This window comes from Actibacterium sp. EMB200-NS6 (genome assembly GCF_001305615.1).
Classification (GTDB): domain Bacteria; phylum Pseudomonadota; class Alphaproteobacteria; order Rhodobacterales; family Rhodobacteraceae; genus Actibacterium_A; species Actibacterium_A naphthalenivorans.
Window position 1 is genome coordinate 2,796,689 of sequence record NZ_CP010869.1, and the last position, 23,254, is coordinate 2,819,942.

Genomic DNA, 23,254 nt, shown 5'->3' on the forward strand with positions numbered 1-23,254 from the left:
AGGTTTCACGATGCGCTTGCCCATTTCCCTCGTTACAATGCTTTTGTCCACCCCCGCGCTGGCCGACGCGCCCGCCGTGGTAACGGATATCCCGCCCGTGCATTCGCTGGCCGCACAGGTCATGGGCGATCTCGGGACGCCGGTGCTGCTGCTGGACAAGGGCAGCGACCCGCACCATTTTCAGCTCAAACCGTCGCAGGCCCGCGCGCTGTCGGACGCCGATCTGGTGTTCTGGGTCGGGCCCGAACTGACCCCCTGGCTGGAGCGTGCCCTCGACGGGATCGGCCCCAAGGGGAAGGCGGTGGAGCTGATCGAACTCACCGGCCTGACCCTGCATCACTTCGGCGAAGAACACGCACATGAGGTAGAGCACGCGGCGGAGGAAGACCACGCCGGCGACGGCGGCGGCGATCACATGGCAAAGGAAGAGCATGACCATGACCATGACCATGACGGGCTGGACCCGCACGCCTGGCTTGATCCGCACAATGCCCGGCTCTGGGCCACTTACATGGCCGATGCGCTGGCCCAGGCCGACCCGGAAAACGCCGCCACCTATGCCGCGAACGCGGCCGCGGCGCTGGCGGGGATCGACCGGACAGAGGCAGAGGTGCGCCAAACGCTCGCCCCGGTTTCCGGCCGGCCGATCGTGGTGTTCCACGATGCCTATACCTATTTCGCCGAAGCCTTTGACGTGACCATCGCCGGCGCGGTGACGGTCGGCGACGCCGCCAGCCCCGGCGCGGCGCGGCTGCGCGCGATCCGGCAGGAACTGGGCGATGATGGTGCGGTCTGCATCTTCCCCGAGGTGCAGCATGACCCGGCCTATATCGGCGCCGTGATCGAAGGCAGCGGCGTGCGGCTGGGCGGGGCGCTCGATCCGTCGGGCTCGTCATTGCAGCCCGGCCCCGGGCTCTATGCCGATCTCATGACCGGCCTTGCCCGCACCATCGCCGATTGCGCGACGCAGGAGTGACCCCGGTTTCCCGCGCCGCGCCGATACGCTATCCCAAGGCGCGACGCACGGAGGGTACCATGGCGGAAACTGCAACAGACTGGGTCGCGGCCATCGCCGAGGGCGCCGACCTGCGCCTGATGGCGATGGGCGCGGGCGGCACGGTTCTGGCAACCGGCCGGGCCGCGCCGGAGGCCCTGCGCCGCAGCGTGGCAGAGCTGACCGGCGCGCTGCCGCCGGTGGTGGCCTGTGGCCTTGGCCAGGCCGGGCTGCGCAAGGTGCCGTGCAGGCCGCTTGACGACACGCTTGTGCAACGCCCGGTTCACGGCGTGCAACTTGCCGCCATCCCCGGCCTCGCGCAGGAGAGCCCGGCCCATGTGATGCAGGGGCCCGAAACCGCGATCGCCGGGTTTCTGGCCCTGAACCCGAAGTTCGACGGCGTTCTCTGCCTGCCCGGCGAAACCACCGTCTGGGCCCATATCTCCGCCGAAGAGGTGGTAAGCTTCGTCAGCTTCCTCACCGTCCCGCTGGCCCGAACCACCGCCCGGCTGCTGGGTCTTGACGGCGGCTGGGATGCGGCGGCGTTTTCGGATGCCCTGTCCGACATGATGGCCAAACCCGAGCGGCTGGCCGAACGGCTCGCCTCGCTCCGGGCCGAAGCGCAGTTGCGCGGGCCGCCCGAAGGCACCGCGCGGGCCCGGCTCTGGGGTGGCTTTCTGGGCGCGGAGCTGGCCGCCGCGCGGCCCTACTGGCTGGGCCAGCAGGTGGCGGTGATCGGAACCGGCGACATCGCGCAGCATTACGCGGCGGCGATCGCGGCACAGGGCCTGCCCCCGGCCGAGGCAGATGGCGCGGCGATGCGCCTGCACGGCCTGGGCCAGGCGCGGCTGTTGCTGAAACCCTGACGCAGCGCCCGGCGCTACCCCTCGACCGCAGCCCGGTACCAGGCGACAATCGCCCGCCGCTCCTGATCTTCCATGTAGGATACGTTCGCCGGCGGCATCGCATGGCTTGCCCCGGCCTGCAGGAAGATCTGCCTGGCATGGCGCGCAACCTCGGCCTCGGTCTCCAGCACCACGCCCTTCGGCGCGTGGCGCATCCCTTCCCAGCCCGGCTCTTGCGCGTGGCACATCGAACACCGCCCGAGCACGGTGTAATACACATCCTCGAACCCCTCCGCCGCGGCAAACCTCTGCTCGGCGGGGGTCAGCGCGGTTTCTTCCTGCGCGTCACCGGAATACAGCGGCACCATCGACAGCGCCATGATCGCGAGGAACAGCACCAGCGTGGCCGCCCATGTCCACAGCGGGTTGCCCTTGCGGGCGTGGACCGTGTTGAAATAATGCCGGATCGTCACGCCCATCAGGAACACCAGACTGGCGATCAGCCAGTTGTATTCCGTGGCGAAGGCCAGCGGGTAATGGTTGCTGAGCATCAGGAACAGCACCGGCAACGTCAGATAATTGTTATGCGTCGATCTCTGCTTGGCGATCTTGCCGTATTTCGGATCGGGCACCCGGCCCGCCTTCAGATCGGCCACCACCACCTTCTGGTTGGGGATGATGGTGAAAAACACGTTGGCGGACATGATCGTGGCGGTGAACGCGCCCAGATGCAGCAACGCCGCCCGCCCGCTGAACACCTGGCTATAGCCCCAGGCCATCACCACCAGCACGACATAAAGAAACAGCATCAGCCGGGTGTTATCGTCGCCAAAGCGCGACTTGCAGATCATGTCATAGGCCAGCCAGCCGAACCCGAGCGAGCCGAGCGAGATCAGGATCGCGCCCCAGACCGGAAGATCCAGCACCTCGGGATCGACGAGAAACAGATCCGCGCCCAGATAATAGACCAGCACCAGCATCGCGAACCCCGACAGCCAGGTGGCATAGCTTTCCCATTTGAACCAGACCAGATGCTCGGGCAGGCTGTCGGGCGCGACCAGGTATTTCTGGATGTGATAAAAGCCGCCGCCATGCACCTGCCACTCTTCGCCATCGGCGCCGCTGGCAAGGTTGCGGTCACGGTGCAGCCCCAGATCGAGCGCGATGAAATAGAAGGACGAGCCGATCCACGCGATCCCGGTGATCACATGCAGCCAGCGCACGGCGAATTGCGCCCATTCCTCGACCAGCGCCAGTTCCAGCATGCCCGTTCCCTTTCGTTCCTTTTCCGCCACGCTAACCCGCGCATGGCGGGCTTGTTAATATCCGCTGGCCCGGACGGCGTGAAAACCGTGAAAACCGGGCGGATCTGTGCGTTTTTCCGGCAGTTCACGCATGCGCGGCGCGCTCAGCTTCCGCGATAGGTGGAATAGCCGAAGGGCGACAGAAGCAGCGGCACATGGTAATGCGCCCCGGCATCGCTGATGCCAAATCGGATCGGCACCGCATCCAGAAACAGCGGCGCATCGCCCGCCTGCCCGGTGGCGCGCAGGTAATCGCCGGCGGAAAAGACCAGTTCATAGATGCCGGGCGCGAAATCACCCGGCGGCAGGATCGGCGCATCGGTGCGGCCATCGGCATTGGTCACCGCCTCGGCAATCCTGTCGCGGCCGTCGCCCGACACACGGTAAAGCGCGATCGCGATCCCCGGCGCCGGAACCCCGCGCGCCGTGTCCAGAACATGCGTCGTCAGATAGCCGTTGCTCATTGCCGCTTCCCCGGTTGCCCGCGCTCAGGCTGGGCGAATTGGCCGCCGCTGGCAATGCCAAATGCGCCCGGCCTGGCCCCTCTTGCGTTGCTGCGCCAATAGGGCCAGATTCGCGCCAGCAGCACAGGAACTCGCCCATGACAGACACCGCCCCCCGGTACCAACGCGACATGCTGGGATACGGCGCCACCCCGCCCGATCCGAAATGGCCCGGCGGCGCCCGCATCGCCGTGCAATTCGTCATCAACTATGAAGAGGGCGGCGAAAACTGCATCCTGCACGGCGATGCCGCGTCAGAGGCATTCCTGTCGGAAATCGTCGGCGCCGCGCCCTGGCCGGGGCAGCGCCACTGGAACATGGAATCGATCTATGAATACGGCGCCCGCGCCGGGTTCTGGCGCCTGCACAGGCTGTTCACCGGCGAGGATGTTCCGGTCACCGTTTACGGCGTCGCCACGGCGCTGGCCCGCGCGCCCGCCCAGGTTGCGGCGATGCAGGACGCCGGGTGGGAGATCGCCAGCCACGGCCTGAAATGGATCGAATACAAAGACGCCGCCCCCGAAGACGAACGCGCCGACATGGCCGAGGCGATCCGCCTGCACACCGAAGTCACCGGCGAACGCCCGCGCGGCTGGTACACCGGCCGCTGTTCGGTCAACACCGTCGATCTGGCCAGCGAGGAAGGCGGGTTCGATTATATCGCCGACATCTATTCCGATGATCTGCCCTATTGGCGCCGCCACAAGGGGCGTGACCAGCTTCTGGTGCCCTATACGCTCGATGCCAACGACATGCGCTTCGCCACGCCGCAGGGGTTCAACTCGGGCGATCAGTTCTACACCTACCTGAAAGACAGTTTCGACGCGCTGTATGCCGAGGGCAGCCATGACCGGGCCAGGATGCTGTCGATCGGGCTGCATTGCCGGCTGATCGGCCGCCCCGGCCGGATCGAGGCGCTGCGCCGCTTCATCGAATATGCCAAACGCCATGCCGGCGTCTGGTTCGCCCGGCGCATCGACATCGCCGAGCACTGGGCCGAAAACTTCCCGCCAGTGCCCTTCGACCGCCCGTCGGAGATGACGCGAGAGGCCTTCGTCCAGGCCTTTGGCGGCATCTTCGAACATTCCCCCTGGGTCGCCGACCGCGCCTTCAATCTGGAACTCGGCCCCGCCCATGACTGCGCCATCGGCGTTCATTCCGCGCTCTGCCGCGCCTTCCGTTCCGCCACGGCTGATGAGCGGCTGGGCGTGCTCGCCGCCCATCCCGATCTTGCCGGCAAACTGGCCACCGCCAAACGCCTGACCGCCGAAAGCACGGCCGAGCAGGCCGCCGCCGGGCTCGACGCCCTGACAGAGGCCGAACGGGCCGAATTCACCCGGCTGAACGATGCCTACACCGCGAAATTCGGCTTTCCCTTCATCATCGCCGCCCGCGACAACGACAAGGCCGCCATTCTGGCCGCCTTTCGCGCCCGGCTGGACAATGACTACGATTCAGAGTTCAACACAGCCTGCCGGCAGGTCGAGCGGATCGCCCTGCACCGCCTGAAAGATCTGCTGAAATGAACCGTCCCGAGCCCGCCCCCCGCACCTATTACGCGCCCACCGGCGGCCTGCCGGACCAGAACCAGCGCGCCCGTGAACATGCGCATTTCACCAATGCCTATGCCGTGATCCCGCGCGGGGTGATGTCCGACATCGTGACCAGCCTCTTTCCTGGCTGGACCCGCACCCGCGCCTGGGTGCTGGCCCGCCCCCTCAGCGGCTTCGCCGAGACCTTCGCCCAGTATATCGTCGAGGTGTCGCCCGGCGGCGGATCGGATCATCCCGAACCCGAAACCGGCGCCGAGGCGGTAATCTTCGTGCTGGCCGGCCACCTGCGGCTCGTGATCGACGGCGTCGGCAACGAGATGGAGCCGGGCGGCTATGCCTTCATCGGGCCCCACACCCGCTGGAGCGTGGCCAATGACAGCGACACGCCCACCACATTCGTCTGGATCCGCAAGCAATACGAGGCCGTGGACGGGATCGAACCGCCGCCGTCTTTCGTCACCAGCGACGACGCGGTCGAGCCGCTGGGCATGCCGGACACGGTCGGTTTCTGGTCCACCAGCCGCTTCGTGGACCCTGACGATTTGCGCTACGACATGCATGTCAACATCGTCACCTTCCTGCCGGGTGGCACGATCCCCTTTGCCGAAACCCATGTGATGGAACACGGGCTTTACGTGTTGCAGGGGCGCGGCGTCTATCTGCTCAATCAGGATTGGGTCGAGGTGGCCGAGGGCGATTTCCTGTGGCTGCGCGCCTTCTGCCCGCAGGCGTGCTATGCGGCCGGGCAGCGGCCGTTCCGCTATCTGCTCTACAAGGATGTGAACCGGCACCCGAGGCTTCAGCTTCGCTGATGGCCGGCGTGCTGATCCTCCTTCAACCGCTGACGGCCGCGGCCTTTGCCCCCTTCGGCGATGTGCTGGAGTGCGAAGGCGCGCCCGACAAGATCATCAACCAAGGTCTTTGCGGCCGCTACCACGACCGCGCGCGGATGGATTTCGGCCCGCAGGGCCGCGCCGGGCTGAGCCTGTTCCGGGCAGAGCCCCGCCAGTTGCCCCTGACGCTCGACATGGTCGAGCGTCACCCCGACGGAAGCCAGGCCTTCATCCCGATGAGCGCGCATCCCTTCGTGGTGATCGTCGCGCCGGACGAAAGCGGCAGGCCCGGCCGCCCGCTGGCCTTTCTGACCGCGCCGGGGCAGGCCATCAACTTTCACCGCGGCACCTGGCACGGCGTGCTGACACCGCTGCACGCGCCCGGCCTTTTCGCCGTGGTCGACCGCATCGGAAACACCGAGAACCTCGAAGAATACTGGTTCGACACGCCCTATCGCGTCGCTCCGGCAGGCGCAGACGCGCCGTGACCCGCCGGGGCGCTCCGCCGGCCCCACCCGGAAATTCGCCCAAATATTAGGCGCGCGTGCGAAACCATGACCAAATTGTGTCGCCACCGCACCACTGCGCCCCCCTCCGCCCCGCCGGATCGCCACAGGGTTTGGTGCGCCGACGCTCATCCCGTTCACTCTGTTCGTATCACGGCACGCAGGCCGCACGAGGGACAGCACACAGCCATTGCGGCACCGGCCTGACGCCAAGACCCGAGTTCACGAAACGATCAGAACGGAGTTCCGCCAATGACCAGCAAACCCGCGTCGGCCAGTTCCCTGATATACAAGCTGGATGATACCCCGCCACCGGGCCCCAGCCTGCTGGCCGCGATCCAGCATATCCTTGCGTCGATCGTCGGCATCGTCACGCCGACCCTGATCATCGGCGGGGTGCTCGGGCTCGGGGCCCATATCCCCTATCTGATCGCCATGTCGATGTTCGTGTCGGGCGTCGCGACCTTCATCCAGTGCAAGACGATCGGCCCCGTCGGCTCGGGCCTGCTCAGCCTGCAGGGCACCAGCTTTGCCTTTCTGGGTGCCCTGCTGGCGGCCGGATTCGCGGTAAAGGGCCAGGGCGGCACGCCGGAGGATATTCTGGCGATGCTGTTCGGCCTGTGCCTTGTCGGCTGTCTGGTCGAGATCATGCTCAGCCAGTTCATCGACAAGCTCGGCAAGGTCATCACCCCGACCGTCACCGGCGTCGTGATCACGGTGATCGGGCTGAGCCTGATCAAGGTCGGCTTCACCGATTTCGCCGGCGGTGCCACGGCGGGCGAAACCCTGGGCGCGCCGGTCAACCTGATCATGGGCTCGATCGTCGTGATCGCGATCCTGACCCTGACCTTCTATGGCGGCCCCCTTGTCCGGATTTCGGCGATCATGCTTGGCCTGCTCGTCGGCTTCGTGGTTGCCGCCGCACTCGGCAAGGTCGATTTCTCGGCTTTTGGCAACGCGCCGATGTTCGCCCTGCCGGTGCCGTTCAAATTCGGCTTCGCCTTTGATCTGACCCTGTTTGTGCCGATCGCCTTCATCTATCTGGTGACGGCGATCGAAACCAGCGGCGACCTGACGGCGAATTCCGTCATCTCGGGCCAGCCGGTCGAGGGGCCGCTCTACATGAAACGCATCAAGGGCGGCATCCTGGCGGATGGCGTCAATTCCGGCATCGCCGCGATCTTCAACACCTTCCCCAACACCACCTTTTCGCAGAACAACGGCGTGATCCAGATGACCGGCGTGGCCAGCCGCCACATCGGGATCTATATCGCCGGCATCCTGGTGCTCATGGGCTTCTTTCCGATCATCGGGTCGGCCTTCCTGCTGATCCCCAAGCCGGTTCTGGGCGGCGCGACGCTGGTTCTGTTCGGCACCATCGCCGTGGCCGGCATCCGCATCCTCGCCACACAGGAGATGGACCGCCGCAAGGTCTATATCATGGCGGTTTCCTTCGGCCTCGGCCTCGGCGTCACGCTGGTGCCGGAGGCCACACAGCACCTGCCGACCTTCCTGAAACAGGTCGTGGCAACACCGATCACCCTGTCGGGCCTGTCGGCGATCATCCTGTCGCTGCTGCTGCCCGAAGACGGCACGCCGCTGCTGGACCCGTCGATCGACTGAGCGCCCAAGGGCGGGCTATCCGGCCCGCCCCCACCCGCCGCCGCCGGGTGTCAGCATTTCGAACAGGCCACCCGCGGGCAGCTCGATTTCGTCATTGCCGCCCAGCACCACCCGGCGTCCGTCCGGCAACTCGGCGGCATTGCGCCCCACCGCGCCCGGCAGGCCGCCATCGACGCCGAAGGGCGGCACCTTGCGGTGTGAACACAGCGTCGTCACCGTCACCGGCACCAGAAACCGCAGCCGCCGCACCGCGCCGTCGCCCCCGTGCCAGCGCCCCGCCCCGCCAGAGCCCCGGCGGATGCCGAACGCCTCCAGCCGCACCGGGAACCGCTTTTCCAGCACTTCGGGATCGGTCATCCGGGTGTTGGTCATGTGGCTTTGCACAGCGTCGCAGCCATTGAACCCCGGCCCGGCGCCGGTGCCGCCGGCGATGGTCTCGTAGTTCTGGAAATCGTCATTGCCCCAGATGAAATTGTTCATCGTGCCCTGGCTGCCCGCGATCACCCCCAGCGCCCCGTAAAGCGCGTTGCACGCCGCCTGGCTGACCTCGGTATTGCCCGCGATCACCGCCGCCGGCCAGGCCGGGTTCAGCATCGAGCCTTCCGGCGCGATGATCCGCAACGGTTTCAGGCAGCCCTCGTTCAGCGGAATATCGGCCCCCACCAGCGTGCGGAACACGTAAAGCACCACCGCCCGGCAAATCGCATAGGGCGCGTTGTAATTGCCCGGCTGCTGCGGGCTGGTGCCTGTGAAATCAATCACCGCCGCCCGCGCCGCGCGATCCACCCGCACCGCCACCTCGATCAGCGCGCCATTGTCCATCGGATAGCTGAAACGCCCGTCGCGCAGCCGGTCGATGACGCGGCGCACGCTTTCCTCCGCATTGTCCTGAACGTGGTTCATGTAGGCCGACACCACATCGCCGCCATAGCCCGCCACCACTTTCAGCAGTTCCCGCCGCCCAGTTTCATTGGCCGCCACCTGCGCCTTCAGGTCGGCCATGTTCTGCGGAATGTTGCGGCACGGATAGGGCCCCCCGCCCAGCAGCGCCGCCACGGCCTCTTCCCGAAAGCTTTCCTGATCGACCAGCCGGAAATTGTCGATCAGCACGCCCTCCTGCTCGATATGCGAGCTGTCGGGCGGGGCCGATCCGGGGGTGCGCCCGCCGATATCGGCATGATGCCCGCGCGAGCCCAGCCAGAACCGGATATCCTCGCCGATGAACACGGGCGTCACCACCGTGACATCGGGCAGATGCGTGCCGCCGTTATAGGGCGAATTCAGCATGAAAGCATCACCGGGCCGGATCGCCCCCGCATTCTGGCGCATCACCGTCTTGATGCTGTCGGACATGGAGCCGAGGTGCACCGGCACATGCGGCGCATTGGCCACCAGATCGCCCGCCGCATCGAAGATCGCGCAGGAAAAATCCAGCCTTTCCTTGATGTTGACCGACCATGACGTGTTGGCCAGGGTCGCGCCCATCTGATCGGCCACAGACATGAACAGGTTGTTGAACACCTCCAGCAACACAGGGTCTGCCCCCGTGCCCGCCGCGTGCGGGCGGGCCTTTTGCGCCACCCGCTCCAGGATCAGATTGCCCAATCCATCCACCCGCGCCGCCCAGCCGGGTTCCACGATATTGGTGCCGGTCGCCTCGGTGATGATGGCCGGGCCGGTGATGCGCGCCTCCGCGCCGATCCGCGCGCGATCAAACAGCGGTACATCGCGGAACGTGCCGTCAAAACATACCGCGATCCGGTCGATCGCCTCGGCCCCGCCGCCGGGGGCACTGCCGGCCGGAGCCTCTCCGGTTTCGCCGATTGCCTCGACGCTGACCATATCGAAGAACAGTGCACGTTCAGGAGAGGTGAAGCCGAAACGTTTCTGATGCACCGCCTCGAACGCGGCCTGCATGTCCGCCGGGGGGCCAAACGGCACCTCCAGCGTCTGGTGAGAGCCTTCATAGCGCAGATGCGCGCGCGCCTCGGTGCGGATGGCGGCGGCAGGCACACCCTGCGTTGCGACCTCGGCGATCGTCGCGTGCCGCAGCGCCTGCAGCGCCTCGGCGGCGGCTTCGGCATCGGACAGCGCGGCGTCCACCTGCCGCTCCTGCATCGTGCGGATCTCGGCCAGGCCCATGCCATAGGCCGACAATACCCCCGCGAAGGGATGCAGGAACACCCGTTTCATCCCCAGCGCGTCGGCCACGAGGCAGGCATGCTGCCCGCCCGCGCCGCCGAAACATTGCAGCGTATAGCCGGTCACGTCATGGCCGCGCTGCACGCTGATCTTCTTGATCGCGTTGGCCATATTGTCGACCGCGATGCGCAGAAACCCTTGGGCCACCGCCTCGGGCGTTTGCGGCGCGGCGCCGGTTTGCGCGGCGATCCGCGCGGCCAGCGCCGTGAATTTCTCGCGCACCACTGCAACATCCAGCGGCTGGTCGCCCTCCGGTCCGAAAACCGCCGGGAAATGCGCCGGTGTCAGCTTGCCCAGCATCACGTTGCAATCGGTCACCGTCAGCGGCCCGCCCCGGCGATAGCAGGCGGGTCCGGGATCGGCGCCCGCGCTTTCCGGCCCGACCTGAAAGCGCCCGTCGCGGAAGCTGCAGACCGACCCCCCCCCGGCCGCGACCGTGTGAATATCCATCATCGGCGCGCGCATCCGAACGCCGGCCACCTCCGTCTCGAAGCTGCGCTCATACTCGCCCGCGTAGTGGCTGACATCGGTAGAGGTGCCGCCCATGTCGAAGCCGATCAGCCGGTCGAACCCCGCCATCCCGGCGGTCTTGACCATGCCGACGATCCCGCCGGCGGGGCCGGAAAGGATGGCGTCCTTGCCCTGGAACAGCGCCGCGTCCGTCAGCCCGCCGCCGGATTGCATGAACAGCAGCCGTTCGCAGGCCCGCCCCATGTCCAGCGCCCCTGCGACCTGATCGACATAGCGGCGCAGGATCGGCGAAAGATAGGCGTCGACCACGGTGGTATCCCCCCGCCCCACCAGCTTGATCAGGCGCGACGTACGGTGGCTGGCGGAGATCTGGGTAAACCCGACTTCGGCGGCAATCTCTGCCACGCGCGCTTCGTGAACGGGGTTCAGATAAGCGTGAAGGCAGGCGACGGCCACTGCCCGGATACCCGTGTCAAAGGCGGCCTGCAGCGCGGCACGGGCGGCGCCTTCGTCCAGCGGGCGCAACACGCGGCCTTCGGCATCCAACCTTTCGGACAATTCGGCAACCGTTTCATACAGTTGGTCCGGTCTGCGGATCTCCAGGTCGAACAGGCGCGGCCGGGTCTGATAGCCGATGCGCAGCAGATCTGCGAAGCCCTCGGTGATCAGCAGCAGCACCCGCTCGCCCTTGCGCTCCAGCAGCGCGTTGGTGGCGACGGTGGTGCCCATCTTGACCGCGCCGATCGCGCCTTCGGGGATCGCATCGCCAAGGGCAAGGCCCATCGCCGTGCGGATGCCGTGAACCGCCGCATCGCGGTAGCGTTCGGGGTTTTCCGAAAGCAGCTTGTGGGTGCTCAGCCGGCCGTCCGGGTGGCGCGCCACCACATCGGTGAAGGTGCCGCCCCGGTCGATCCAGAATTCCCACTCCGCGCCCATCGCAGCCCCCATGAAACCCATACAGGAAGTCGGGGATGGGGGCCGGAATGTCAATCAGAGGAACGGGGCGCAGCCTTGCGCCCCGCCGCGGGCATCAGGAGACGGGCGCGTCATCCTCTGCCAGATGGCGGTCTTCCTGCAGCTCCAGCCACATCGCGTTGACGACGGCGAACATGGCGGCCAGCAGAACCCCCAGGATCCAGGCGAAATACCACATGTCAGGTCCCTTTCCTCAGTACAGGCTCTCAGAGTTGCTGGTGACATCATCTTCCGTCACCTTGCCCCACAGCACTTTATAGACCCAAGCGGTATAGAGCAGGATCAGCGGCACGAAGATCACCGTCACCACCAGCATCACGAACAGCGTCAGATGCGACGACGAACTGTCCCAGACCGTCAGGGAGGACCGCGGATCGATTGTCGAGGGCAGGATGAAGGGGAACATCGTCAGCCCCACCGAAGAGATGACGCCGAAGATACCCAGCTTCGACCACAGCAGAGTCGAGACCTCGCGCCCGGCGCGCAGCCCGCGCATGGCCATCGCCATGCCGACAAAGCCCAGCAGCGGTGCGATCGCGATCCACGGGCGCGCGGTGTAGGACGCGCCCCAGCTCACACCCTTTGCAACTTCGGAATGCAGCGGGTTCGACGGGCCGTTGCGCACCACGTCATCGACCAGCGTATAACCGTCGATCCCGAACAGGAGCCACACACCCGCCAGCGCATAGCCGGCCATCGCCACGATGCCCGCGACACTGCCATAGGTACGGGCGCGTTGGGACACCGGCCCTTCGGTCTTCAGCGTCAGCCAGGCGGCGCCATGCTGCAGCAGCATCGCCACCGAAACCGCCCCCGCCAACAGCGCGAAAGGGTTGAGCAGGCCGAAAAAGCCCCCTTCATACATCGCCCACAGATCATCCGTCAGGCGGAAGGGCACGCCCTGCAGCACATTGCCCACAGCCACGCCGAAGATCAGCGCCGGCACCGCGCCGCCGACGAAAAGCGCCCAGTCCCACGCCGTGCGCCAGGTGGTGTCTTCGCGTTTGGAGCGGTAGGTGAAGGCCACCGGGCGCAGGATGAGCGCGGCAAGCACCACGAACATCGCCAGATAGAAGCCCGAGAAGCTGACCGCGTAGAGCGAGGGCCATGCCGCGAAAATGGCGCCGCCCCCCAGGATGAACCACACCTGGTTGCCTTCCCAGACCGGGCCGACCGTGTTGATCACCACGCGGCGCTCGGTGTCTGTCTTGGCGACGAAGGGCAACAGCGCGCCCACGCCCAGGTCGAACCCGTCGGTCAGGGCGAAGCCGATCAGCAGGACGCCGAGCAGAAGCCACCAGATGACGCGCAGGGTGTCGAATTCGATCAGTTCATGAAGGATCATCAGACTTACTCCGCAGGGGTTTCGGCAAACGGGCCCTTGCCGTCATGGGTCCGCAGGCGATGCGTGTGCCGCTCTGTCCAGACGTCGGTTTCGGCGACGTCCATATAGGGGCCCTTGCGGATGTATTTCAGCATCAGCCCCATCTCGATCACGAAGAGCACGGTATAGAGCGTCACGAACCCGGCAAGCGTCAGCAGCAGGTCGCTCACGCTCAGATGGCTGACGGACATCGCCGTGGGCAGCACGCCGTCCACCGTCCAGGGCTGGCGGCCGAATTCGGCCACGAACCAGCCAAGCTCTGCCGCGATCCAGGGCGCGGGGATCATGATCACCGCGAGCCGCAAGGCGGGGCGCGGAAAGCGCATGCCCCTGAAGCTGGCCATGAAGAAGAAATAGGTCATCGTGGCGATGAAGCCGAAACCGAGCGCTACCATGAACCGGAACGCCCAGAACAGCGGCCAGACCTGCGGCACGGTATCGTTCGAGGCGATGGCGATCTGCTTGTCGGTGGCATCGCGCGGATCGTCGACGTAGCGGCGCAGCAGGAAGGCGAAGCCAAGATCGCCGCTGTGCTCTTCGAAGGTTGCCACCACATCGGCGGGCGCGTCATCGCGCAACTCGCGGATCTGGGTCAGCGCGTCATAGGCGATGATGCCCGACCGGATGCGCGCCTCGGCGTTTTCCACCAGCTCGGCAATGCCCGGAATTTCGGTGGTCAGCGAACGCGTGCCGATCAGCCCCATCGCCCAGGGAACGTGGATGGCATAATGCGTCTCGCGCGCCTCGCGGTTGGGGAAACCCACCAGCGTGAAAGAGGCCGGCGCGGGCTGGGTGTGCCACATCGCCTCGATTGCGGCGAGTTTCATTTTCTGGCTGTGGGTGGCGGAATACCCGGATTCGTCACCAAGAACGACAACCGACACCGCGGAGGCCAGGCCAAAGCTGGCCGCGACCGAGATCGAGCGCCGGGCCAGTTCGGTGTGGCGCCCTTTCAGCAGGTACCAGGCCGAGACGCCCAGAACAAAGACCGCGGCGGTGACGTAGCCGGCCGAAACCGTGTGCACGAATTTGGCCTGCGCGACCTCGTTGAACATGACCTCGAAGAAGCTGGTCATCTCCATCCGCATGGTCATCGGGTTGAATTCCGCGCCCACGGGGTTTTGCATCCAGCCGTTGGCGATCAGGATCCACAGCGCCGAGAGGTTGGAGCCGAGCGCGACCAGCCAGGTGACAGTCAGGTGCGCGCGCTTGCTCAGCTTGTCCCAGCCGAAGAAGAACAGCCCCACGAAGGTCGCCTCGAGGAAGAAGGCCATCAGCCCCTCGATCGCCAGCGGGGCGCCAAAGATATCGCCCATATAATGGCTGTAATAGCTCCAGTTCATGCCGAACTGGAACTCCATGGTGATGCCGGTGGCGACACCAAGAACGAAGTTGATCCCGAAAAGCGACCCCCAGAATTTGGTCATCTGGCGCCAGATCGGCCGGTTGGTCATCACATAGACCGTCTCCATGATCGCGACGAGGACCGACAGGCCCAGCGTCAGCGGCACGAAGAGGAAGTGATACATGGCTGTCATCGCGAATTGCAGTCGCGACAACTCGACAATGTCCAGTTCCATGTCGTTCTCCTTGCTGGCGAGGATAAACTTGCCTCGCAAATACCTATTTATGCATATGCGACGATCGGCTGTGCCCAGCCTTGATATGGATCAAGCATATGCAGAAAATGTAATATCTACCCGACGCAAATCGTCGCCCCGGCCCATGCCCGCTCGGTGGCATTATGCGAGGCGATCAGGATCGCCGCGTCGGGAAGATAACCGCGCAGGCCGGCGAGAACCCGCATTGCCGTTTCAGCGTCCAGCCCCTCGGTCGGCTCGTCCAGCAGCAGAACGTCGGGCCGGCGCAGCAGAACCCGCGCCAGCGCCAGCCGCCGCTGCTCGCCCCCCGAAAGGCCGGCGCCCGCTTCGCCCAGCCGCCAGTCAAGGCCGCCCTTGGCGCGGAGCGTCTGCTCCAGGCAAACCGCGCGCAGCACCTCCCACGCGGCGCTGTCGGGCAGATCCGGGCAGGCAAGCGACAGGGCCTCGCGGATGCTGCCCGACATCAGCGCGCTGCGCTGCGGCAGCAGGGCCAGATGGCGGCGCAGGGCCTTCGGCGACCAGGCATCGACGGGATGGCCCAGCACGCGGACCGTACCGCCCTGAGGTGTCAGCAGCCCGGCGAGGATCAGCAACAGCGTGCTTTTGCCGCGCCCGCTCGGCCCTTCCAGCGCCACGGTCTGGCCAGGCATCAGACAGAGCGAAAATCCGTTCAGCACCGGCGCGCCCGCCGCACCACGGCTGAAACACACGCGCTCAAGCTCGATCGCCGGGGCCCCGGCGGCGGGCGTGGTCTGGCCCTGACCGGGGGCCGGGCCGGCGTCCGGCACGAGGGAATGCTCGACGCGCCGGGCGGCATCGCTCATCCGGCCCATCTCGGCCGCGGTGCGGCGCAGCGGGGCGATGGATTCCGCGAGCGCCAGCGCCATGAACACCCCAAGTGCTGCCACAGGCGCCTGAAACACCCCGGCACGCACCAGCCAGGCGCCAAGCAACAGCGCGCCCGCCACCACGAGCGTGCCCGTCATCGCCAGCAGCGCCCCGGCAAACCGCTCTGTCCGGTCCAGCCGCGCCCGTTCGGCGCCGCGCCGCCGGTCGGCGTCCAGCACGGCCTCGCGCTGATCGCCCAGCCGCCCATAGACCGCCAGATCATCGCGCGCGCGCAGCAGGTCGATCAGCCGGGCGCGGAACGCCTGCCGGGCCCGCTCGACCCGGCGCGAGGGTTTGTCGGCCGTGCGCGCCGCCCAGACCAGAATTGCACCGGCGGCAATCACATATGTCGCCACGACCCAGACCGCGACGCGCAGATCCACCAGCAGAACAAGCGCGGCAAAGCTGACCAGATGCGCCACCAGCGCCGACAGGATGGGCAGCGCAAAGCGCAGCGGGATGGCATCCAGCGCATCGACATCAGCCATCAGCCGGTTCAGCGCCAGGGCGCCGCGCAGCCGCACGAGCCGGTCATGGGGCGCCTGCGACAGGTGGCGCAGCAGCAGCGCGCGCAAATCGGTCAGGGCGCGCAACGTGGCATCATGGGTCAAGAGCCGTTCGCCGTAGCGCGCCGCCGTCCGGCCAAGCGCCAGCATCCGCACGGCCGCGGCGGGGCGGAACACGTCGAACACCGCCCCTGCCCCCACCAGCCCGGCCGCGGCGGCGGCGGTGATGAACCAGCCCGAAAGCCCGAGCAGCGCCACGCCGGCCAGCAGCACCACCACGCCAAGCAGCGCGCCGCGCAGCATCACGCCGGGCCGGGACGCCATGATCAGGCGCAGAATGCGGAACAGGGCGCGCATCAGCCAGCCTCCAGCGATACTTGCCTGTCCATCCGTGCGGCCAGCGCCGCGTCATGGGTGGCCACGATCAGCGTGGCCCCCGCGCGCGACAGGGCCATCAGCCCGTCGGCCACGGCCCGCGCCGTTTCGGCGTCCAGATCCGCGGTGGGTTCGTCCGCAAGCAGCACATCCGCGCCGGCATAGGCCGCGCGCGCCACCGTCAGCCGCCGCCCCTCGCCGCCCGACAGGCCGCCGCCGGCCTCGCCCAGCCGGGTCTGCAGCCCGCGCGGCGCGGCCGCCACCACATCGCCCACCGCCGCCGTTGCCAGCGCGCCCGACAGGCGGGCGGGATCGTATAGCGCGCCAAGCGTGACATTGCGGCGCAGGCTGGCGTTCAGAAAACGCGGCGCCTGGGGCACCCAGCCAAGCCGCGCGCGCCAGGCGTCGGCGGTGTCGTCCGTCAGCGGCCGCCCGGCGACCAGGATCGCCCCACCCGCAGGCTGTTGCAGACCGGCCAGAAGTGACAGCAACGTGGTCTTACCCGCCCCGCTCGCCCCTGTGATGGCAATGGATGTGCCCGCCGGAATATCCAGATCGGGAAACCGCAGGTCACGCCCATCCGGAAGCCTGAGCGTCAGCCCGCGCAGCGCGATATGCGCCGGGCCCGTCAGGGCCGGTTGCGGATCGCCGGTGCCAAGGATCTGACCGGCCCCGGCTTCGTGCCAGCCTGCAAGTTCCCCGGCCACCGCCTCGGCCGAGGCTTTATCGTGCCAGGCGGCGGACAGATCGCGCATCGGCTGAAAATAGTCCGGCGCCAGCAACAGCAGAAAGATCCCCTCGGCCGCGGTAAGGGGCGTGGCATAGGCGCCGAAACCAAGCTGCCCCAGCAGGCTGAACCCGACATAGACCGCAACCATGGCCACGCCGATGGCCGAGAACAGCTCCAGCACCGTAGAGGACAGAAACGCGATGCGCAGCACCTCCATCGTGCGCTGGCGCAGGCTGTCGGCCTCGTGCCGGAACCCGGCGACGACCGCATCGCCCGCATCCAGCAGCCGGATGTCGACCAGCGCCGACAGACGCTCTGACAGCAGATCGTTGAGCGACCCGATCTTCTGCATCTGCCGTTCGCTAGCCTCTTTGGCGGCCATGCCGACCAGCGCCATGAAAACCGGGATCAGCGGCCCCGAGACCAGAAGCACGAGCCCCACCGCCCAGGACAGCGCGAACGCGATGGCCAGAATCACAATCGGCACGACCGCCACGCGCATCCGGGCCGGGGCATAGCGTGTCAGATAGGGCTCGATCAGATCGAGCTTTTCAGCAGCCAGGGCGGCGATGGCGGCGGAGCCCGCGGTGCCGTTCCGGCGGCGCAGGCTTTCGCGGGCCACGATCTCTTTTCTCCGGGTCACGACGATCTTTTCGGCCGCACGAAAGGAAATCCCCTCGGCCACGAACCCAAGCCCCGCACGGATCAGGCCGATCAGGGCAAAGCCGCCCGCCGCGATGGCGGCCTCGACCATACCGCCTGGCGCCAGCAGGGCCGACAGCGCCCAAGCCACAAACGCCGCCTGCGCGATCCACAGAAGACTTGCGAAAACAGACAGTGCCGACGCCGCCTGAAGCGGCCGCCGGACCGGCAGCGCCATCGCCGCGAGCATGCGCCCTGCGTTTTTTCCATCACTCTGATCGGGATCGGCCACGTGCATGCCCAAAGATGTATCTCACAACCTTCTTTAATGAGACAACACCCTTGATGACCTGATCTGAATCAAGCCCGGCCAACTCTGTCACTGCCATCGGAACGGGCATGGCCCCACAAAGCATTCGCGGCCGGGCATGGCGCGAATGGCTGACAAATCCATGCGCCGGGCGGTTACTTTCCGGTTCGGTTCAACACCGCGCCGACGGTTTTCAGCATGATCGCGCAATCAAAAAGGAAGGATCTTTTCTCGAGATACTCCGCATCCATGCGCACCCGTTCATCATAGCTGACATCATTGCGGCCCGAAACCTGCCAGACCCCGGTCACGCCGGGTGTGGCGGCAAGGTAGGCCCATTGATAACCGCCGTATTTGACCAGCTCGGCTTCGATGATCGGGCGCGGCCCGACAAAGCTCATCTCGCCCTTCAGAACGTTCCAGATTTGCGGCAGCTCATCCAGGCTGGATTTGCGCAGAAACCTCCCAAGTTGCGTGATGCGGGGGTCTTTCTCCAGCTTGAAGTCCTTGGCCCATTCGGCCGCAGCGTCGGGGTTTTGCTCCAGATGCGCCTTAAGCTTCTTTTCGGCATCCACCACCATGCTGCGGATCTTCCAGCATTTGAATGCCTTTCCGTTCTGGCCGATGCGCACGTGCCCGAAAAATCCCGGCCCGCCGTCACATTTGGTGAGCGCCCACAGAAGCCCTGTTACGGGCAGCGCAACCGGAAAAAGCAGCAGCGCAAAAACGATGTCGAACAAACGCTTTCCGAATTTCGCATAGACGCCGTTCAGTTCTTGAGAATCGATGGGTCTTTCGAGCGAAACATCGACGCTCCGCCAACTTAAATGCTCCATAATGCTACCCCCGAGGCGGCCAATGGCCTCCGCGTAAAATTCAGTGTTCCAACAGCGCTAATAGGACTTCAAATAAACAAGACACCGAAGAACACACGAAGACGTGCTTCCCCTCCCAATTGAGAGTCTTCCGTTTTTTGGGCCCAGAGGACCAAGGACCGATCAAGTCGACTTGTACTTTAGGACAGCCTACAGGATGCACCCGCAGCAAGACACAGCGGGGGCGGTATTAGCGCCATTTTTTACAAAAAATTTAATTATCCCGCCCCGATAGAGCGGTTCTGCGCATTTTTTGCGCGCCCCAACACGCCCTTCGCTTCGCATTCGCAGCACGAACTGATTCTGCGGACGCGAGCGCGCCGGCGATTTGCCTCAAAAAGGCGCCGCTTTCACCTCATTCGGGCACTGCTTTTCCGATAGGCCGGTGTTGAAAACGCGCCGTCCCGGGGGTGCGCGACCTGTCCCAGGCGCGCCGGGGAAAAACGCCCGGCGTCGTGCGCCCTTGTCTCCACGCGGGGTAACTCAGGATGAAGCGAAAACCGGTGATCTTGCCGCCCGAAGACCCATGCGATGCTGGCGCCGGCTCGGCCAGAGGGCTCTGGCGTGGCGCGGCGCTGCTGATCCTGAGTACCGCACTGGCGTTTGCCCCTGCCGCGCCACCGGTTCAGGCCGCACAGGCTGCGGCCACGCCGCGCGGCAATGTCATTGTCATCACCGACGATCGTGGCGGGCAGGTCGGCGCGCGTGCCGCCGAGATCGAGCGCCTTCGCGCCAAGGGTGATCGGGTTGAAATTCGCGGGGGGGTCTGTCTTTCTTCCTGCACGATGTACCTAGGCCTACCGAAGGCCTGTGTGACGCCCGGCACTCGTTTCGGGTTTCACGGACCATCCTATTTCGGCGCCAAACTCAGCCCGCGGGATTTTGAATACTGGTCCAACGTGATCGCATCGCATTACCCGGAACCGCTGCGGTCCTGGTATATGCAGGAAGGCCGCACCCGGATCACGACCCATTTCCTGTTGCGCGGGCGGGATCTCATTCGCATGGGAATCCCAAGGTGCTGAACAGCGCAAATCTATACTCGGGCGACTGAGCGCATCACCGCTTGGGCCGTCCCGCGAGTATCTGATACCGGGCGGCCGGCAGAATCCGAAAACTCCGCCATAGCCGATCGCACGAGGGGATCAGCCCCCCGTGGTGCTTGTCGTGCTGGTGGTATTCGTCGTATTTGTCGTGCCAGAGGCACCGGCGAGCAGCCCCGCAACGCCGCCACCCGAGGAGGCCGGCGAAAGGGAGCCGATAAAGTTCGTCGCACCCGCTGCCGGGGGCAGCTTCAACAGCTCATCGGAACTCGAAACGCTCTGCGCCGTCGCCGGCGCCACTGAGACGATCAAAACCAGCCCGGCAATAACATTCTGAATGTTCATGGCAATCTCCGGTATCTATTTTCGCTTTCTGTATATCAGAAATCTGGCCCGCAAGACAGCGAATCACACGCGTAAAGCAGATAATTTTTCGCCGAAATTCCGCGCGCCGGCCGCCAATCTGCAACCTTATTGAGCAGTTTCGCCCAAACACCGTTTTCTACGATTTGGCCGCAGCCCTGCGCCGCGGCATCCAACATGGTATCTGCGCCCTCACCCCCCGGGGCAGCCACCCGAAGCTGCACCTAACACCGGCGGGCTCCTTCGCCGCATTATTCCGGCAGCTTTCCCCCAGAGCAGCAGGCCCGACGCCACGATAAAGACGCGCCCTGCCCGCCCTAGCCCGTTGGCGCGGCCGTCTGTGGAAATCTTTGCAAATGCAGCGTCCAGCCACTTTTGCTCTCTTTCTTACGCGCCATAATTGCAGCATAGTAAATGAAAAATTGACCCTGCAACGGCTCTGGGCCACGTTTACAGTGTCTGTTGATCGTGCGTGAATTCATGCGCCCCTAACGAAGGCCCCTCAGTTTTCCATGACACAGAATTTTCAAAACTTCAGCCCCAAGCTTTCGGCGCAGACGCAACCCGAAGATGCAGATGTGATCGATCTCGGCGCGTTGCTGGCAGCGTTATGGCGCGGGAAGTGGCTGATCATCCTGGTCGCCGCGATCGCCGTTCTGATCGGCGGCTATTTCGCGTTTTTCGTCGCAACGCCGCTCTACCGATCAACCGCCGTCGTCATTCTGGAAACCCGGGAAGAGAGCATTGTAAACCTAGACAGTGTGCTGGGCGGGCTGTCCGATGAGACTTCGGTGGTGAATTCCGAAGTCGAGGTGCTTAAATCGCGCGGGCTGATGGGGAAGGTCGTGCAACGGCTCGACCTGACCAATGATCCGGAATTCAACACCACGCTGCAGACGCCGAAACTGTCAAGCAGGATCAAAGGCGGGCTGTCAAGCCAGATCAAGGGCCTGCTGCGGCTGTCGCAGCCGGCGGCGGCGCTGCCCAGTGAAGATGTGGCCAAACGCACCACCGACAGCACCATAGACACGCTGCTGGGCAAGGTCAGCATTCGCAATGTCCCGGCCAGCCTTGTGTTCCAGATCACGGTTGAATCGGAAGACGCCCGGAAAGCGGCCCGGATCGCCGATACGATCGTGGATGTCTACATCCTCAATCAGCTGGAGGTGAAGTTCGAGGCGACAGAGCAGGCCACGAGCTGGCTGTCGGATCGCGTGGCGGAACTGCAGGTCGAGCTGGAGGCCTCCGAAGCCAAGGTCAAGGATTTCAATGCCGACGCGGATCTGATCTCGGTCGAGGCGCTTCAGGGCCTTGAGCGGCAGTTGAAGGAGCTGCGGGATCGCGTCAACTCTGCCGCCATCACCGAAGAAAACGCGCGGCAGCGTGTTGCCGCGCTCAGGGCCGCCACATCGCGTCCCGCACAGGCCGAGGTTGCCGATGACACCCAGTTGGACCGCTTGATTGCCCGCGCCGATACGGACCCTGCCACCGCGCAGGCTTTCGACACCCGGTTCGCACAGATCGAGATTCGGGCCGAACTCGAAGCATCTCGCGCGCTGAGCCAGCTCCGGGCGCTGAGAACGTCACAGGCAGAGCTTGAAGCTCAGATCGAACGTCAGAGTCAGGATCTGATCACCTTGCAGCAACTGACCCGTGAAGCCGAGGCCAGCCGTATCCTCTATGAGTATTTCCTGGCCCGCCTGAAAGAGACCTCGGCGCAGCAGGGCATCCAGCAGGCCGACAGCCGCGTCCTGTCGAACGCGGTGGTGCCCCGGGGCCCGTCGGCGCCGCGCGAATCCCTGATTCTGGCGATGTCGGGCATTCTGGGCCTGATGCTCGGCAGCGGCACGGTACTGCTGCGCGAGGCGCGTAACAATTCGTTCCGGTCGTCGCGCGAGCTGGAGCAGCACACAGGCTATACGGTGATGGGGCAAATCCCGCTTATTCCGGCACGAAACCGGAAAAGCGTTCTGAGCTATCTGGCCGAGAAGCCCACCTCCGCCGCGGCGGAAGCGGTGCGAAACCTGCGTACTTCGATTCTTTTGTCGAATGTCGACACACCGCCCAAGGTTATCCTCGTGACCTCGTCCCTGCCCGGCGAGGGCAAGACAAACAATTCCATGGCGCTTGCGCAAAACCTTGTCGGGATGGGCAAGAAGGTTCTGCTGATCGAGGGCGACATCCGGCGGCGGGCATTCAGCGAGTATTTCGAAGGCGTGCCCGAGCGCGGCCTGATTTCAGTGTTGTCCGGCGAGGCCAGGCTGGAGGATGTGCTGCATCACGACAGCAGGCTGGGGGCCGATCTTCTGGTCGGCGAGCGGACAACGACCAACGCCGCCGATCTGTTTTCATCGGAAAGCTTCCGCTCTTTCATCCGGGACATGTCGGCGCGCTATGATTTTCTGGTCATCGACACGCCGCCGGTTCTGATTGTTCCGGACGCGCGGGTGATCGCGCAGGTGGCCGATGCGATCCTGTTTACGGTGAAATGGGATTCCACCTCGAAACAGCAGGTGGAGGAAGCGCTGCACATGTTCGAAAGCGTCAACCAGAAGGTGACGGGCCTGATCCTGAACCAGATCGATCCCAAGGGGATGAAGCGTTATGGCTATGGCGGCAAATACGGATCCTATGCCGCCTATGGCACGAAATACTACCGCAACTGATAGCTGCCGCGTTCGTCAGATCACGGCCGCGCCGCCCCGGCTGGTGGCGGCGCCCGGTTGAT

General features: G+C 65.3%; 18 protein-coding genes. 8 read left to right on the forward strand and 10 right to left on the reverse strand.

Going from position 1 to position 23,254, the window contains the following annotated elements; all coding sequences use genetic code 11:
• Positions 1 to 10 precede the first annotated feature (10 nt).
• Both TQ29_RS13590 and TQ29_RS13595 read left to right on the forward strand, forming a co-directional pair.
• A complete protein-coding gene (locus tag TQ29_RS13590) occupies positions 11 to 976 on the forward strand; it encodes a zinc ABC transporter substrate-binding protein (protein ID WP_054539600.1) in 966 nt (321 codons plus the stop codon).
• A gap of 59 nt (positions 977 to 1,035) precedes the next feature.
• Positions 1,036 to 1,860, forward strand: a complete 825-nt coding sequence (locus TQ29_RS13595) for a 2-dehydro-3-deoxygalactonokinase (RefSeq protein WP_054540445.1) — start codon at positions 1,036 to 1,038, stop codon at positions 1,858 to 1,860.
• 14 nt (positions 1,861 to 1,874) lie between these two features.
• Here TQ29_RS13595 and TQ29_RS13600 read toward each other — a convergent pair whose 3' ends face one another.
• Together TQ29_RS13600 and uraH are read right to left on the reverse strand one after the other, a co-directional pair.
• Positions 1,875 to 3,104 (reverse strand): urate hydroxylase PuuD, encoded by a 1,230-nt coding sequence (locus TQ29_RS13600; protein WP_054539601.1) that lies wholly within the window; start codon positions 3,102 to 3,104, stop codon positions 1,875 to 1,877.
• 143 nt (positions 3,105 to 3,247) lie between these two features.
• Complete coding sequence (gene uraH, locus TQ29_RS13605; protein WP_054539602.1) at positions 3,248 to 3,607, reverse strand: hydroxyisourate hydrolase; 360 nt, start codon at positions 3,605 to 3,607, stop codon at positions 3,248 to 3,250.
• Between the two features lie 137 nt (positions 3,608 to 3,744).
• Between uraH and puuE the strand changes: the two genes are divergently transcribed.
• The 4 genes from puuE to TQ29_RS13625 all read left to right on the forward strand — a co-directional run bounded on the left by puuE (position 3,745) and on the right by TQ29_RS13625 (position 8,161).
• The gene (gene puuE, locus TQ29_RS13610; protein ID WP_054539603.1) at positions 3,745 to 5,172 is read left to right on the forward strand and encodes an allantoinase PuuE; all 1,428 of its coding nucleotides are present in this window, start codon (positions 3,745 to 3,747) and stop codon (positions 5,170 to 5,172) included.
• Entirely contained in the window at positions 5,169 to 6,011 is an 843-nt protein-coding gene (locus TQ29_RS13615) for a bifunctional allantoicase/(S)-ureidoglycine aminohydrolase (protein WP_054539604.1), read from the forward strand. The genes puuE and TQ29_RS13615 overlap by 4 nt, the downstream gene beginning before the upstream one ends.
• A gap of 11 nt (positions 6,012 to 6,022) precedes the next feature.
• Positions 6,023 to 6,520: an ureidoglycolate lyase gene (locus tag TQ29_RS13620; protein ID WP_369817423.1), complete on the forward strand. Its 498-nt coding sequence runs from the start codon at positions 6,023 to 6,025 to the stop codon at positions 6,518 to 6,520.
• 270 nt (positions 6,521 to 6,790) lie between these two features.
• Positions 6,791 to 8,161, forward strand: coding sequence for a uracil-xanthine permease family protein (locus TQ29_RS13625; protein WP_054539606.1), 1,371 nt, complete (start codon positions 6,791 to 6,793; stop codon positions 8,159 to 8,161).
• A gap of 15 nt (positions 8,162 to 8,176) precedes the next feature.
• Here the strand turns inward: TQ29_RS13625 and TQ29_RS13630 are convergent, their stop codons facing one another.
• The 7 genes from TQ29_RS13630 to TQ29_RS13655 form a co-directional block, all read right to left on the reverse strand.
• Entirely contained in the window at positions 8,177 to 11,770 is a 3,594-nt protein-coding gene (locus tag TQ29_RS13630; protein ID WP_054539607.1) for a hydantoinase B/oxoprolinase family protein, read from the reverse strand.
• Positions 11,771 to 11,864: 94 nt separating this feature from the next.
• Positions 11,865 to 11,987, reverse strand: coding sequence for a cytochrome bd-I oxidase subunit CydX (cydX, locus tag TQ29_RS20330; RefSeq protein ID WP_081940289.1), 123 nt, complete (start codon positions 11,985 to 11,987; stop codon positions 11,865 to 11,867).
• Positions 11,988 to 12,002: 15 nt separating this feature from the next.
• Positions 12,003 to 13,154: a cytochrome d ubiquinol oxidase subunit II gene (gene cydB / locus TQ29_RS13635; protein ID WP_054539608.1), complete on the reverse strand. Its 1,152-nt coding sequence runs from the start codon at positions 13,152 to 13,154 to the stop codon at positions 12,003 to 12,005.
• Between the two features lie 5 nt (positions 13,155 to 13,159).
• Complete coding sequence (locus tag TQ29_RS13640; RefSeq protein ID WP_054539609.1) at positions 13,160 to 14,773, reverse strand: cytochrome ubiquinol oxidase subunit I; 1,614 nt, start codon at positions 14,771 to 14,773, stop codon at positions 13,160 to 13,162.
• Between the two features lie 116 nt (positions 14,774 to 14,889).
• Positions 14,890 to 16,545, reverse strand: coding sequence for a thiol reductant ABC exporter subunit CydC (gene cydC / locus TQ29_RS13645; RefSeq protein ID WP_054539610.1), 1,656 nt, complete (start codon positions 16,543 to 16,545; stop codon positions 14,890 to 14,892).
• Positions 16,545 to 18,185, reverse strand: a complete 1,641-nt coding sequence (gene cydD, locus TQ29_RS13650; protein ID WP_054540446.1) for a thiol reductant ABC exporter subunit CydD — start codon at positions 18,183 to 18,185, stop codon at positions 16,545 to 16,547. The genes cydC and cydD overlap by 1 nt, the downstream gene beginning before the upstream one ends.
• Before the next feature lie 215 nt (positions 18,186 to 18,400).
• Positions 18,401 to 18,985 (reverse strand): sugar transferase, encoded by a 585-nt coding sequence (locus tag TQ29_RS13655; RefSeq protein WP_328705652.1) that lies wholly within the window; start codon positions 18,983 to 18,985, stop codon positions 18,401 to 18,403.
• Positions 18,986 to 19,608: 623 nt separating this feature from the next.
• Here TQ29_RS13655 and TQ29_RS13660 point away from each other — a divergent pair.
• Positions 19,609 to 20,145 carry a hypothetical protein gene (locus tag TQ29_RS13660; protein ID WP_235974514.1) on the forward strand — a complete coding sequence of 179 codons (537 nt, stop codon included), beginning with the start codon at positions 19,609 to 19,611 and terminating at the stop codon, positions 20,143 to 20,145.
• A gap of 120 nt (positions 20,146 to 20,265) precedes the next feature.
• Here TQ29_RS13660 and TQ29_RS13665 read toward each other — a convergent pair whose 3' ends face one another.
• Positions 20,266 to 20,508, reverse strand: a complete 243-nt coding sequence (locus TQ29_RS13665) for a hypothetical protein (protein ID WP_054539612.1) — start codon at positions 20,506 to 20,508, stop codon at positions 20,266 to 20,268.
• Positions 20,509 to 21,038: 530 nt separating this feature from the next.
• On the opposite strand from TQ29_RS13665, the gene TQ29_RS13670 reads away from it, so the two are divergent.
• Positions 21,039 to 23,192 (forward strand): polysaccharide biosynthesis tyrosine autokinase, encoded by a 2,154-nt coding sequence (locus TQ29_RS13670; RefSeq protein ID WP_054539613.1) that lies wholly within the window; start codon positions 21,039 to 21,041, stop codon positions 23,190 to 23,192.
• The last annotated feature ends 62 nt before the right edge of the window (positions 23,193 to 23,254 follow it).